14 protein-coding genes are annotated in these 12,288 nt (G+C 70.1%); 9 read left to right on the top strand and 5 right to left on the bottom strand.

Annotated features, from left to right (window positions below):
• Nucleotides 1-7: 7 nt before the first annotated feature.
• The 5 genes from WMF29_RS20850 to WMF29_RS20830 all read right to left on the bottom strand — a co-directional run bounded on the left by WMF29_RS20850 (nt 8) and on the right by WMF29_RS20830 (nt 4,872).
• Entirely contained in the window at nt 8-268 is a 261-nt protein-coding gene (locus WMF29_RS20850; protein WP_437330509.1) for an acyl carrier protein, read from the bottom strand.
• A 374-nt stretch (nt 269-642) separates the two neighbouring features.
• The gene (gene nadE, locus WMF29_RS20845; protein ID WP_437330508.1) at nt 643-1,617 is read right to left on the bottom strand and encodes an NAD(+) synthase; all 975 of its coding nucleotides are present in this window, start codon (nt 1,615-1,617) and stop codon (nt 643-645) included.
• 206 nt (nt 1,618-1,823) lie between these two features.
• Nucleotides 1,824-2,789, bottom strand: a complete 966-nt coding sequence (locus tag WMF29_RS20840; RefSeq protein ID WP_437330507.1) for an aspartate carbamoyltransferase catalytic subunit — start codon at nt 2,787-2,789, stop codon at nt 1,824-1,826.
• Between the two features lie 8 nt (nt 2,790-2,797).
• Nucleotides 2,798-3,361, bottom strand: a complete 564-nt coding sequence (gene pyrR / locus WMF29_RS20835) for a bifunctional pyr operon transcriptional regulator/uracil phosphoribosyltransferase PyrR (RefSeq protein WP_272099607.1) — start codon at nt 3,359-3,361, stop codon at nt 2,798-2,800.
• A 167-nt stretch (nt 3,362-3,528) separates the two neighbouring features.
• Nucleotides 3,529-4,872, bottom strand: coding sequence for a hypothetical protein (locus WMF29_RS20830; RefSeq protein WP_437330506.1), 1,344 nt, complete (start codon nt 4,870-4,872; stop codon nt 3,529-3,531).
• A 106-nt stretch (nt 4,873-4,978) separates the two neighbouring features.
• On the opposite strand from WMF29_RS20830, the gene WMF29_RS20825 reads away from it, so the two are divergent.
• The 9 genes from WMF29_RS20825 (at nt 4,979) to ribD (ending at nt 12,279) form a co-directional block, all read left to right on the top strand.
• Complete coding sequence (locus WMF29_RS20825) at nt 4,979-5,719, top strand: YceD family protein (RefSeq protein ID WP_437330505.1); 741 nt, start codon at nt 4,979-4,981, stop codon at nt 5,717-5,719.
• 4 nt (nt 5,720-5,723) lie between these two features.
• Nucleotides 5,724-5,918 carry a 50S ribosomal protein L32 gene (gene rpmF / locus WMF29_RS20820; RefSeq protein WP_012236448.1) on the top strand — a complete coding sequence of 65 codons (195 nt, stop codon included), beginning with the start codon at nt 5,724-5,726 and terminating at the stop codon, nt 5,916-5,918.
• An 88-nt stretch (nt 5,919-6,006) separates the two neighbouring features.
• Nucleotides 6,007-7,002, top strand: a complete 996-nt coding sequence (locus WMF29_RS20815; RefSeq protein ID WP_437330504.1) for a beta-ketoacyl-ACP synthase III — start codon at nt 6,007-6,009, stop codon at nt 7,000-7,002.
• Between the two features lie 161 nt (nt 7,003-7,163).
• Nucleotides 7,164-8,105 (top strand): ACP S-malonyltransferase, encoded by a 942-nt coding sequence (gene fabD / locus WMF29_RS20810; protein ID WP_437330503.1) that lies wholly within the window; start codon nt 7,164-7,166, stop codon nt 8,103-8,105.
• A 6-nt stretch (nt 8,106-8,111) separates the two neighbouring features.
• Complete coding sequence (locus WMF29_RS20805) at nt 8,112-8,858, top strand: 3-oxoacyl-ACP reductase family protein (RefSeq protein ID WP_437330502.1); 747 nt, start codon at nt 8,112-8,114, stop codon at nt 8,856-8,858.
• Between the two features lie 146 nt (nt 8,859-9,004).
• Nucleotides 9,005-9,259, top strand: a complete 255-nt coding sequence (gene acpP, locus WMF29_RS20800) for an acyl carrier protein (protein ID WP_012236444.1) — start codon at nt 9,005-9,007, stop codon at nt 9,257-9,259.
• 127 nt (nt 9,260-9,386) lie between these two features.
• On the top strand, nt 9,387-10,631 hold the full coding sequence (gene fabF, locus WMF29_RS20795) for a beta-ketoacyl-ACP synthase II (RefSeq protein WP_437330501.1): 1,245 nt from the start codon (nt 9,387-9,389) through the stop codon (nt 10,629-10,631).
• A gap of 24 nt (nt 10,632-10,655) precedes the next feature.
• Nucleotides 10,656-11,117 (top strand): transcriptional regulator NrdR, encoded by a 462-nt coding sequence (nrdR, locus tag WMF29_RS20790; protein WP_012236442.1) that lies wholly within the window; start codon nt 10,656-10,658, stop codon nt 11,115-11,117.
• A gap of 16 nt (nt 11,118-11,133) precedes the next feature.
• Entirely contained in the window at nt 11,134-12,279 is a 1,146-nt protein-coding gene (gene ribD, locus WMF29_RS20785; RefSeq protein WP_437330500.1) for a bifunctional diaminohydroxyphosphoribosylaminopyrimidine deaminase/5-amino-6-(5-phosphoribosylamino)uracil reductase RibD, read from the top strand.
• Nucleotides 12,280-12,288 lie beyond the last annotated feature (9 nt).

Below are 12,288 nucleotides of genomic sequence, written 5' to 3'. Positions count from 1 at the left end.
GTTCGGGCTAGTTGCTGTTCTTCTTCCCGCTCACGTAGGTGACGAGCCTGGCGATCGAGCCGAAATTCTCCGGCACCATCTCCTCGTCGGCGACCTGGATGCCGAGGTCCTGCTCGAGGAACTGAACGATCTCGAGGACGGCCGTCGAGTCCAGGATCCCCTGATCGAGCAAAGCGACCTCGGACCCGAGATCGGCGGTAGCGCCCCGGTATCCGAACGAGGTGACCAGGAAGTTGCGAATCGTCGATTCGATGTTGGAAGTGCTCATGGAGGTAGTCTCAACGTCTATCACCCCCCCGGCTTTCGTGTCGAGAACACTCCGCGGAGCGACGGCCAACGCGCGGATCGCGGCAGGACGCAGCTTCCGTTGCGGTTGCGGTTCATCGCTCACGCTCGCGTCCGCGCTCGTTCGTGTGCGGCGTCCCCCGTGCCGTCCGCGTCCGAAGACCGCCGCCAGGGCACGCCGCTTAGGTGAGATTGGCGACTGACGATCTCGCTGCGAGCCCGTCCGTCACCGTCGTCAACGGGAGTGAATGTCAGCGCGGCTCCACGCTGTTTCCGGCGGGTTTCACGCCAGGGGAACGGCGTACCAGGTTGAGAATGCCGTTGACAGCGACGAGCGCGGTCCGGCGGCGCGGCTCGTCAGGCGTGGCCCTGATCGCGGACGAGCATCGGCTGCGCGTGGAGGTACTGCGCTACCCGGCGCTTCGCTTCGATGTCCTTGAACACGCGCTCGACCTGCTGCGGCGTGATGCCGACGGCGGCCGCCGCGTCCGCGGCCGGGACGTTGTTGTTGTAGGCGTACAGGCAGAGGTCCATCTTGTCGTAGGGGAGCGCGAAGTAGAACTCGTCCTGCCCCTGCGGCATCGAGAACGTGTCCGTCGTCGGCGCGCGCCTGCGGATATCGGCAGGGACGCCGATGTACTCGGCGAGCGCGTAGACCTGGCTCTTGTACAGGTGCGCGATCGGCTTGAAGTCCGCGGCGCCGTCGCCCTGCTTGACGAAGAAGCCCTGATCGTACTCCAGCAGGTTCGGCGTGCCGGCGACGGCGTAATTGAGCCTGTCCGCGTGGTAGTACTCCATCATCTTGCGGATGCGCTGCTTGAAGTTCGTCGCGGCGACGAGCTGCAGGTACGCGTTCAGGGGGATCCGCTTCACGCGCGGCTCCTCGCCGGGCGGCTGCGCCGTCAGCTGCGAGACGTTCAGCCTGTCGCTCTCGAGGATCGAGGGGAGCGTGATCTTGAACTTCCAGCTCTCGTTGTAGTCCGGGTAGACCATCCGGATCGCCTCGTCCTGCCGCTCGTAGCAGCGGAGGCCGGTCAGCGCGGGCTTGATGTTCTCGATGACCGCCTCGATGCCGAGCCCCTCGGCGAGCAGCTTGCCGAGGCGGAGCGCGTCATCGGAGGTGTCGCGCTCGGGCATGAAGATGCCCAGCACCTTGTCCTTGCCGAGCGCGCGGACGCACAGCGTCGAGACGACGGAGCTGTCGATCCCGCCCGAGATCCCGACCACGGCCCCGCGCCGCCGCAGCGTACCGAACACCTGATCCCGGATGGCCTGCTCGATCTCTTGCGCTACTGCCGGGGCATCGATCCTGAGGACGTCTCGCGAAAACATGGTTGGCTCCACCCTTTCAAAAAGATGGACCAGCCTATTAAAACGGGGCGCAACAGGGAACCCTGTTCGCTGCGAGCGGGCATATGCCGGCGGGAGCCGCGCGCGGGGGCCGCGTCTTTCATCATGCTTCCGTGGGTTCCATGGGCCAGAGCGTCCGTCTGCCCCGGCCACGCCGCCACGCCCCGCTCGGGCGGCCGGGGCGGTCGTCAGGGCGCTGGGCGTGGCTCGCCGGTCGCGGAGAACTCGTTGGCCTCCGCGGCCAGGATCCAGAGCACGGCCATCCTGACCGCGACGCCGGCCTCGACCTGGTCGAGGATCACGCTCTGCGCGCCGTCCGCGACGCGCGGATCGATCTCGACGCCGCGGTTCATCGGCCCCGGGTGCATCACGATCGCGTCCGGCTTGGCGAGCGCGAGCCGGGCCGGGTTCAGCCCGAACGTGCGGCTGTACTCGCGCGTGCTGGGCAGGAAGCTGCCGCTCAGCCGCTCGCGCTGCACGCGCAGCATCATCACGACGTCGGCGCCCTCGAGGGCGGGCTCGATCCGGTCGTAGACGGTCGCGCCGAGCGACTCGCCCGCGACCGGAAGGAGCGTGCGCGGGCCGGCGAAGCGGACCCGCGCGCCCATCGTCGTGAGCAGGTGCGCGTTCGAGCGGGCCACGCGGCTGTGGACGATGTCGCCGCAGATGGCGACCTCCAGCCCTTCGAGTCGGCCCTTCGCGCGCCGGATCGTGAACGCGTCGAGCAGCGCCTGCGTCGGGTGCTCGTGCGTGCCGTCCCCCGCGTTGACGACCGCGGCGCGCGTGTGCGCGGCGACGTGGTGCGGCGCGCCCGACGCGGCGTGCCGGATGACCAGCACGTCCGGCTGCATCGCCTGGAGGTTCTGCACCGTGTCGAGCAGCGATTCCCCCTTGACCGCGCTCGACGTGGAGACGCTGATGTTGATGACGTCGGCGCTGAGCCGCTTGCCCGCGAGCTCGAACGACGTACGTGTGCGCGTCGACGGCTCGTAGAAGAGGTTCACGACCGTCTTGCCGCGGAGCGTGGGCACCTTGCGCACGCTCCGCCGGGAGACGTCGAAGAGCGACTCGGCGGCGTCCAGGAGGGCCACGATCTCGGTACGCGAGAGACCCTCGATGCCGAGCAGGTGTCGGTGCGGGTAGATCCTCCTCATGCGCTGGCTTACGTTCCTTCCGGTGGCGGGGGGGGCTCCGAGAGCTTTGTGCCGGCGGCGGTGACGAGAGCCCAGAGCTCGCCCGCGCGCTCCACGACGTCGACGCGCTGCCCGGGGGCGAGCTCGACCGCGCGGACGACGTAGTCGGGGTGAATCGGCAATTCCCTGCCGCCGCGATCGACGAGCGCGACGAGCTCGATCCGCTGCGGTCGCCCGTAGTCGAGCACGGCGTCGAGCGCCGCGCGGATGGTGCGACCGGTGTAGACCACGTCGTCGATCAGCACGATGCGCCGGCCGTCGACGGGGAAGGAGATGTGGCTTGGGCCGATGCGCGGGTTCGGCAGGGCGGTCGCGGCGTCGTCGCGGTAGAGCGTGATGTCGACGGCGCCGACCGGCGGCGCGTGCCCCTCGATCTCGAGGAGCAGCGCGGCCAGCCGCTTGGCCAGCGGCTCACCGCCCCGTCGGATCCCGATGAGCGCCAGATCGTCTATGCCGCGGCCGCGCTCGGCGATCTGGAGCGCGACGCGCCGCAGGCCGCGTCCGATGGCGGCCGGGTCGAGCAGAGCTTCCATGGCGCGGCGAGGGCTAGCACGGCGAGCGCCCTGCACCCAAGGGCCGCGTGCGCCGCCCGCTGGATCGCCCGCGCGCCCGAGGGAGCGCGCCCCCTCCGGCCGCGTGCCGAGGAGGAGGAGCGTCCTCGGCGCGGCGTCGCGGCAGCGGCGCGGAGGCGTGGGCCGACTCAGTCGGGCTGGTGCAGCACCCGCTGGGTGCGCTCGACGAAGTAGAACCGCTCGAAGCCCGCGCGCTGGAACGTGAGCGCTCCGAACCCGTTGACGGCGATCGCGGCCGCCCCGAGGGCGTAGAACGGCACGCCGAAGCGGCGGCCGGAGACGGCGATCATGGCGAAGAGAAACGGGGCGAAATCGTTGGAGAAGCGGTAGCCGAACTGGAGCCAGCCGGTGTTCTGGTAGAGGAGGCTCGGCAGCGCGACCGCGGATACCGTAGCGGCGAGCGCCCAGAACGGGGGCGGCGTGCGCCGGGGCCAGAGGGCCCACGCATAGATCGGCGTGGTCACCCAGAGCGCGAGCCCGTGAGCGTTGATCTGGAAGGGGGCGCCCTGCACATGGGTGTACGGCAGACCGGTGAGCACCACCGCGAGGTTGCGCGGCAGGTAGTGGTACGAGAAGAGCCCCCACTTCTCGATCCGCGCGCGCCACGCGATGTGGAGGTACCGGTGGCCGAACTCGACAGCGTCGCCGAAGCGCGCGTGGTTGTGCCAGAGCAGCGCCGAGAGCACGAGCGCCGCCGGCGCGGCGAACAGGGCGAGCCGGCGCAAGAGGGCGCGCGGGTCCGAGCGGTCCACGCGGAGCGCCTCGAACAGGAACAGCGGCAGGGCGAAGCCGAGCGGCGTGCGGGTCGCGAAGCCGAGGCCCAGGGCGAGCCCCGCCGCGAGCGGATGGGCGGCTTCGAGCGCGCAGTAGAGATAGACGCACGCCAGCGCGACGCCGACGACGTGCGCGGCGAACCACACCGTCCCTTGCACCGCGCTGAACCAGTAGACGCTCCCGAGCGCGAAGAGCAGCGAGAGCGCGACGTTCTCGGCCTGCGCGCGGTGGCTGCGGCGTGAGGCCGAGAGCTTCTCCAGCGCGAGGAAGAGGACAGCCGGCCCGATGCCGGCGAACGCCAGGAAGAACTGCCCGTCGCGCACGCGCTCGGCGCCGCCGGCGAGCTTGACGAGCGGCGCGATGAGGACCGCGGGGAAGGGGGGGAAGCTGACGTAGTAGCGGTCGCCGAACACGGCGAAGTCGTTGCCGCCCGCGTGCGCCGGCGGCGGTCCGCCGAGATCGAGGCGGCCGTGGAGCCACGCCTCCGCGAGCAGCGCGTAGTGGTTGTAGGGCGTGTGGACGCCGAAGATCTCGCGGGAGGAGCTCGCGGCGTACGCGAGCGTCACGAGCGCATAGAGGGCGATCGCAATCGCCGCGCGGCGGCCTGCTCGCCGTGCTTCCCCTGAAGGTTCCGGCCGCCGATCGGCGGCGCCCGGCGGCGGCGGGGGCCTGGCCTCGGGCGTGGCGCTGCGGTCCATGCGCGGGCGACGCTATCATGCAGCCCGATGTGACGGCGGCTGCGGGTCGTTCTTGCGAGCCAACGCACCCCGCGCTAAACGCTCCGCTTTCACTGGACCGGAACCCATGTCCCAGTTTGCCGTCTCCGCCAACGACATCGACATCTCCGGCATTTCGCTGGACCTGCCGCTGCCGCTCGACTGGATGAACGCGACGCTCGCTGACGCCGACGTCACCGGGCGCGCGCCAGGCCACATCACGGCCCGCCTCTCGCGGACGGGGAACGAGATCGTCGTGCGCGGCCGCGTCAAGGCGCCCGTCGCCACGCCCTGCGCGCGGTGCCTTGCCCCTGCTGCGCTGGACATCGACGCCGAGCTCTCGCTCCTCTTGCGTCCTGCCCCGAAGGCGGACGGCCACGGGCACGGCCACGGCCACCACCGGCGGGACGACGCCGCCCGCAACGGCGCGGCGAAGGCGGGGGGCAGCAAGGCCAAGGAGCCCGAGTACGAGTTCACGTCGGAAGAGGCCGACGTCGACACGTACGACGGCGAGACGGTCGAGCTCGATCCGTTCATCCGCGAGGCCATTCTCCTCGAGATGCCGAACTTCCCCTTGTGCTCGGAGGCTTGCCCGGGTATCGGTCCTGCCGCGTCCCGAGAGGACCGCGAAGGCGGCTCCTCGGCCCTCGTCCGCGGGGTGGCGGAGGAGGATGAGGCCGCTCCAGGCCTCGATCCGCGGCTCGCGCCGCTCAGCGCGCTCCGAGAGAAGCTTGGACAGAAGCCCAGCGGCTCTGACAGGCGCGCAGAACCTGCATCGACCCCCCCGGCCAAGGCCGGGACACCGAAGAAGAAGACCAAGAAGGAGTAGTTCCGTGGCCGTCCCCAAGAGGAAAACCACCCCCAGCAAGCGCGACATGCGGCGCGCCAACCACGACAAGGTGACCCCCGTCCAGCTCGTCTCTTGCGAGAACTGCGGGGAAGCCCGGCTCCCGCACCGCGCCTGTGGCGCCTGCGGGCACTACAACGGGCGCAAGGCGAAGGCGACCAAGGCGACCGCGGCCTCATGACGGGCGCGGGTGCGCCGGCGCGCGCGAACGCTGCGCCCGCGCACCTGGGCGCGGCGCCGGCTCGCGCGGATGCGCGAGGGGCCGTCGCATGAGCTCCACGCAGCCGAGGAGCCGCATCCTCGGGACGGGCAGCTACGCGCCCGCCCGAGTCCTTCACAACACCGATCTCGAGAAGATCGTCGACACCTCCGACAGCTGGATCAGCGAGCGAACGGGGATCCGTCGGCGCCATGTCGCTGCCGAGGGAGAGCTCACGAGCGACATGGCCGCCGCGGCTGGCCGCTCTGCTCTGGACGCCGCCGGGCTCTCGGCGGCCGATCTCGACATGATCATCGTCGGGACGATCAGCGGCGACACCCCGATGCCCTCCTGCGCCGTGTACGTGCAGCAGAAGCTCGGCGCTCAGGAGATCCCCGCGTTCGACATCTCGGCGGCCTGCGCCGGCTTCGTCTACGGCCTCACGATCGCCGATCAGTTCATCGCGAACGGCGTGGCCCGACACGTCCTCGTGATCGGCGTCGAGCTGCTCTCGCGCATCCTGAACTGGAAGGATCGAACGACGTGCGTCCTGTTCGGCGACGGCGCGGGCGCGGTCGTGCTCGGGCCTGCGTCGGGCGACGGCAGGGGCATCATCTCGACCCGGATCTTCAGCGACGGCGTGCTCGCGAACTCGCTGGTCATCCCGGGCGGCGGCACGGCCGAGCCGCTGACGGCCGAGGGCATCGAGCAGAGCCGCAACAAGGTCCACATGGTGGGGCAGGACATCTTCAAGGTCGCCGTGAAGAACCTGTCCAGCGCGTCGCTGATCGCGCTCGACACGGCGGGCATGGCGGCTGCGGACCTGGACTGGGTCGTCGCCCATCAGGCGAACCTGCGGATCATCAGCCAGGTCGCCGCGCGGCTCAACCTCCCCCTGGAGAGGTTCGTGCTCAACATCGAGGAGTACGGCAACACGTCGAGCGCATCGATCCCCATCGCCCTCGACGAGGCGGTCCGCGATGGGCGCATCAAGCCGGGGCAAAACGTCCTGTTCTGCGCGCTCGGCGCTGGCATCTCCTGGGGCGCGTCCGTCATCCGGATGTGAACGGGCCCATGCGCGTGTGCCTGCGTCGGGGTCGGGGTCTACACGTGGCGGTCGAGCTCGCCGGGCGATCCGGCCTGAGGTAGTCTCGCGCGCGCCGGCCGCATGACGTGGTTCGGGGGACGGACGGCGTCCGCCTCCCTGGCTTGGAATTGAGGGCAAACGTGAAAATCGCTTGGCTGTTTCCAGGGCAAGGGGCGCAAGAGGTGGGGATGGGCAAGGCCCTCGCGGAGGCCTCGGTGGCCGCGCGCGGCGCGTTCGCGCGAGCGGACGCAGCGCTCGGCGAGCCGATCTCGCGGCTCTGCTTCGAGGGGCCGATGGAGGCGCTGACGCAGACGAGCAACACCCAGCCCGCCATCGTCGCGACGAGCTGCGCCGTGGCCGCGGCCCTCATCGAGCACCTGCCCAACCTCGAGCCGCCGCTGTACGCGGCCGGCCACTCGCTCGGCGAGTACAGCGCGCTGGTCGCCGCCGGCGCGCTCGAGATCGAGGATGCGGTGCGGCTCTGCCGGATCCGGGGCAGCGCCATGCAGGAGGCCGTGCCGGCGGGCGAGGGGGCGATGGCGGCGCTCATCGCGCTCGACCAGGAGGTGGTGCTCGCGATCTGCGCCGAGGCGGCGCAAGGCGAGGTGGTCGCCCCGGCGAACTACAACGGGCCGGGGCAGATCGTGATCGCCGGGCACGCCGGCGCGGTCGCGCGCGCGGGCGAGCTCGCCGTCGCCCGCGGCGGCAAGGCCATCCCGCTCAAGGTGAGCGCCCCCTTCCACTGCGCGCTGATGCGACCCGCGGCGGAACGCCTGCGTCCCGAGCTCGAGCGCACCCAGCTGATGCCGCTCGCCTTCCCCGTGATCGCGAACGTCGACGCCACGCCGAACGCCGATCCGGAGCGGGTACGGTCGCTCCTCCTGCGCCAGATCGATGGAACCGTGCAGTGGATGCGGACGATCGAGCGCATGGCGGAGGACGGCGTGACGCACGCCCTCGAGATCGGCCCTGGCAAGGTGCTCGCCGGGTTGGTGAAGCGGATCACGAAGCAGATCAAGGTGCTCAGCGTGAGCGACATGGCGGGGATTGAGCGCGTGAACGCGTTCCTTTCGGAGGCATAGGCATCGATGTTCGACCTTACGGGCAAAGTTGCGATCGTCACGGGTGGATCGCGAGGAATCGGGCGTGCCGCGTCGGAGGCCCTCGCGGCGCAGGGCGCGCACGTCATCGTCAACTACGTGCGCGGCGAAGCCGAGGCGCGCGCGGTCGTCGAGGCGATCACCGCGCGCGGCGGCAAGGCCGAGGCGCTCGGCTTCGACGTCGCGGACCTGCAGGCGACCGAGGCCGCCATCGCCGAGGCGGCGAAGCGCCTTGGCCGGCTCGACATCCTCGTCGCGAATGCGGGGATTGCGATCGACGGCCTGCTCCTGCGGATCAAGGAGGAAGACCTCGATCGCCTCTTCGCCGTGAACGTGAAGGGCTCGATCGCGTCCGCGCGCGCCGCGACCAAGGTCATGATGCGCGCGCGCACGGGCCGCATCGTGTTCCTCTCCAGCGTTGTGGCGGAGATGGGCAACGTGGGCCAGGCGGCCTATGCCGCGACGAAGGCGGCCCTGCTCGGCGTGACGAAGTCGCTCGCCCGCGAGTACGCGGGGCGCGGCATCACGGTCAACGCCGTGGCGCCCGGGTTCATCGACACCGACATGACGACGACGATCACCGCGGAGATGAAAGAGGGGTTGACGAAGATGGTCCCGCTCGGGCGCACGGGCCGAGCGGAGGAGGTCGCCGCGGCGATCGCATTCCTATGCTCCGACGAGGCGAGCTACGTGACGGGCGAGACGCTGCGCGTCAACGGCGGAATGTACGTGTGAGAGCGCTGGCTTGAGGACCCCGTCTGCCAGGCGTCACGCACAGCGGCAAACCAGGCGCACACGAAAAAAGCGGTCGCAGGTAATTCGATGGTGCAACGCTGATGGCGATGGGCTACTAGGGGTTCCGTTTTCCCGGGAGGAATACCATGGCTGAAGGTCGCGACATCACGGCCGAAGTAAAGCGGATCATCAAGGAACAGCTCGACGTCGACGAGAAGGACATCAAGCCTGAGGCGAGTTTCATCGACGATCTGGGCGCCGATTCGCTGGGCCTGGTGGAGCTTGTCCTCGCGTTCGAGGAGGCGTTCGAGATCGACATTCCGGACGAGGACACGGAGAAGATCCGGACTGTCCAGGATGCGATTGACTACATCGAAAGGAATGCCAAGGACAAGAAGTAGCGTCCCCACCGCCCTACCGGACGCGGCGTCACCATGGAGGTGGGTTGGCGCGTGAGCCAGCGAAGGGTCTGCTCTTCGCCGATGCACGCGCTCTCACCTCTGTGGTGGCGCTAGGGCAAGAAGAGCCATGGAACGCGTTGTCATCACCGGCATCGGGCTCGCTACGCCCAACGGCCTCGGGACGCAGGCCACCTGGCAATCTTTGCTGGCTGGTCAGTCGGGTATCGCACCCATCACCCTCTTCGACGCGAGCACGTTTCCCACGCGCTTCGCCGGCGAGGTGAAGGGCTTCGTGCCTGAGGAGTACATCCCCAAGAAGAAGGTGAAGGAGATGGGCCGCTTCGCCCAGCTCTCCGTCGCCGCATCGCAGATGTGCATGCAGGACTCGGGGATCGAGCTCACCGACGAGGACCGCGATCAGTGCGGCACGTTCATCGGTGTCGGCCTCGGGGGCCTCGAGTACCTGTTCCAGCACTCGATCACGCTGCACGAGAAGGGGCCTCACAAGGTCAGCCCCTACTTCATCCCGACGGTCATCGCCAACCTCGCTGCAGGGCAGGTGGCGCTGGCGCTCGACCTGCGGGGCGCGAGCTACTGCAACACGAGCGCGTGCTCGTCGAGCGCGCACTCGCTCGGAGAGGCGTTCGAGTGGATCCGCCGAGGTCGCTCGCACATCATGCTCACGGGCGGCGCGGAGGCGACGATCACCGGCCTTGGCATCGGCGGCTTCTGCGCGATGTTCGCCCTCTCTAGGCGCAACGAGGAGCCGCAGCGGGCGAGCCGCCCCTGGGACAAGGGACGCGACGGCTTCGTCTGCTCCGAGGGCGCCGGGTCGCTGCTGCTCGAGTCGCTCTCCCATGCGAAGAAGCGCGGCGCGAAGATCTACGCAGAGGTCGTCGGGTACGGCGCCTCGTGCGACGCGTACCACATCACGAAGCCGGCGCCCGACGGCGCTGGCGCGCAGCGAGCGATGAAGATGGCGCTCGACGACGCCAAGCTCGCGCCGGACGCGATCGACTACATCAACGCTCACGGCACCTCGACCCCGCAGGGGGACATCGAGGAGACCCGGGCGATCCTCAAGACGTTCGGCGATCACGCGGCGTCGAAGCGCCTCTGGGTGAGCTCGACGAAATCCGCGATGGGCCACCTGCTCGGGGGCGCAGGTGGGGTCGAAGCGGCGGTCTGCGCTCTCGCGCTGCGCCACGGCGCCGTGCCGCCGACGCTCAACCTGGACGATCCCGACCCCGAGTGCACCCTCGACTACGTGCCGTTCACCTCTCGCGAGCGCCGCCTGAAGCATGTGATGTCGAACTCGTTCGGGTTCGGTGGCACCAACGTGTCGCTCGTGTTCTCCCAGTTCGACGGCTGATCGCGCGCCGCGCTGGATGACTCGATGAAGTGCCCATTTTGCGGCCATCTCGAGGACCGGGTCATCGACTCCCGCGCTGGCGGCGCGGGTGAGGTGATCCGGCGTCGGCGCGAGTGCGCCTCGTGCGAGCGCCGGTTCACGACGTACGAGCGCGTCGAGGACATCCTGCCGACGGTCGTCAAGAAGGACGGTCGGCGCGAGTCGTTCGACCGACAGAAGCTCGTGCGAGGGCTGCGGATCGCGTGCAACAAGCGGCCCGTGTCCACCGACCAGATCGAGGCCATCGCCGACGCGATCGAGCGCGAGGCGCAGGAGTCCGAGCGGCGGGAGATCTTGTCGACCGAGCTGGGCGAACGGGTCATGAACCACCTGCGTACCCTCGATGAGGTCGCCTATGTCCGGTTCGCAAGTGTTTATCGTTCCTTTCGGGACATTGACCAGTTCATGGTCGAGCTTGGCAAGCTTGTGAAGGCCAAGGCGCCCTAGTAGATCCGGCACTTCGATGTCTGCGAAGCCCCCCAGCCCCGATCCCGAGCTCGACGTCGCGATGATGCGCCTCGCCATCGAGGAGGCGCACAAGGCGATGCCGTCGCCGAACCCCCCGGTCGGCGCGGTGGTGCTGAACGCCGCGGGGGAGGTCGTCGCCGTCGCGCACCACGCGCGCGCGGGCGAGGACCACGCGGAGGGGCTGGCGCTCGCGGCCGCCGGCGACGCGGCGCGCGGCGGGACGCTCTACGTGACGCTGGAGCCCTGCAACCACGAGGGGCGCACGCCGCCCTGCGTGGATGCGGTGCTGAGCGCCGGCATCAAGCGCGTCGTGGTCGGCGCGCCCGATCCGAACCCTGCGGTGGTCGGCGGCGGGGCGCAGCGGCTCAGCGACGCCGGGCTCGCCGTGGAGATCGGCGTGGCCGGCGCCGAGGCTCGCGCGCTGATCGCGCCCTGGACCAAGTTCATCACGACGGGCATCCCCCACATCGCGCTCAAGCTCGCCCTGTCGCTGGACGGTCGCATCGCGACCCGCACGGGGGCCTCGAAGTGGGTCACCGGCCCCGAGGCGCGCGCCAAGGTCCAGGAGCTCCGCTCGCGCCACGACGCGGTCGCGATCGGGATCGGCACGGCGCTCGCCGACGACCCTCGGCTCACCCTGCGCGAGCCTGCGCTCGCGCCCGGGGGGCGGAGCCCCATCCGGCTCGTCTTCGACACGCGGCTCAGGCTGCCGCTCCACACGCGTCTCGCCCAGACGGCGCGGGAGGTGCCGACCTGGGTGCTCACGGGCGCCGACGCGCCCGAGGAGGCGGAGCAGGTGCTCGTCGACGCTGGCTGCGTCGTCCTGCGCGCGCCCACCTCGGCGGAGGGCCGGGTCGACGTGACCGCCGCGATGCGCCTCTGCGCCTCGCAGGGGATCGTCTCCATCCTGGTCGAGGGAGGCGCCGAGCTCGCCGGCAGCCTGCTCGCGTCGCGCCTGCCCGACGAGCTGCACGCCTTCGTCGCCCCGATCCTGCTCGGCCCCCGCGGCCGACCGGGCGCCGTCGACTGGGCCGGCCCGGACACGCCAGGCGACGCGCCCCGGATCGTCGATCCTCGCTGGGAGCTCTGCGGCCGCGACGCATACGTCAACGGCCCGCTCGCCTTCCCGGCGCGCAGCTGAGCGCGGGGC

The sequence above is a fragment of the Sorangium sp. So ce381 genome, assembly GCF_051473845.1.
Classification (GTDB): Bacteria; Myxococcota_A; Polyangia; order Polyangiales; family Polyangiaceae; genus Sorangium; species Sorangium atrum.
This window is presented reverse-complemented; position numbering and strand designations above follow the sequence as displayed.

Coding starts and splice junctions, on each gene's coding strand:
- nadE (WP_437330508.1), bottom strand. CDS start 1,617: ATGTTTTCGCGAGACGTCCTCAGGATCGATGCCCCGGCAGTAGCGCAA.
- acpP (WP_012236444.1), top strand. CDS start 9,005: ATGGCTGAAGGTCGCGACATCACGGCCGAAGTAAAGCGGATCATCAAG.
- fabF (WP_437330501.1), top strand. CDS start 9,387: ATGGAACGCGTTGTCATCACCGGCATCGGGCTCGCTACGCCCAACGGC.
- WMF29_RS20840 (WP_437330507.1), bottom strand. CDS start 2,789: ATGAGGAGGATCTACCCGCACCGACACCTGCTCGGCATCGAGGGTCTC.
- nrdR (WP_012236442.1), top strand. CDS start 10,656: ATGAAGTGCCCATTTTGCGGCCATCTCGAGGACCGGGTCATCGACTCC.
- WMF29_RS20825 (WP_437330505.1), top strand. CDS start 4,979: ATGTCCCAGTTTGCCGTCTCCGCCAACGACATCGACATCTCCGGCATT.
- WMF29_RS20830 (WP_437330506.1), bottom strand. CDS start 4,872: ATGGACCGCAGCGCCACGCCCGAGGCCAGGCCCCCGCCGCCGCCGGGC.
- WMF29_RS20805 (WP_437330502.1), top strand. CDS start 8,112: ATGTTCGACCTTACGGGCAAAGTTGCGATCGTCACGGGTGGATCGCGA.
- WMF29_RS20850 (WP_437330509.1), bottom strand. CDS start 268: ATGAGCACTTCCAACATCGAATCGACGATTCGCAACTTCCTGGTCACC.
- WMF29_RS20815 (WP_437330504.1), top strand. CDS start 6,007: ATGAGCTCCACGCAGCCGAGGAGCCGCATCCTCGGGACGGGCAGCTAC.
- ribD (WP_437330500.1), top strand. CDS start 11,134: ATGTCTGCGAAGCCCCCCAGCCCCGATCCCGAGCTCGACGTCGCGATG.
- pyrR (WP_272099607.1), bottom strand. CDS start 3,361: ATGGAAGCTCTGCTCGACCCGGCCGCCATCGGACGCGGCCTGCGGCGC.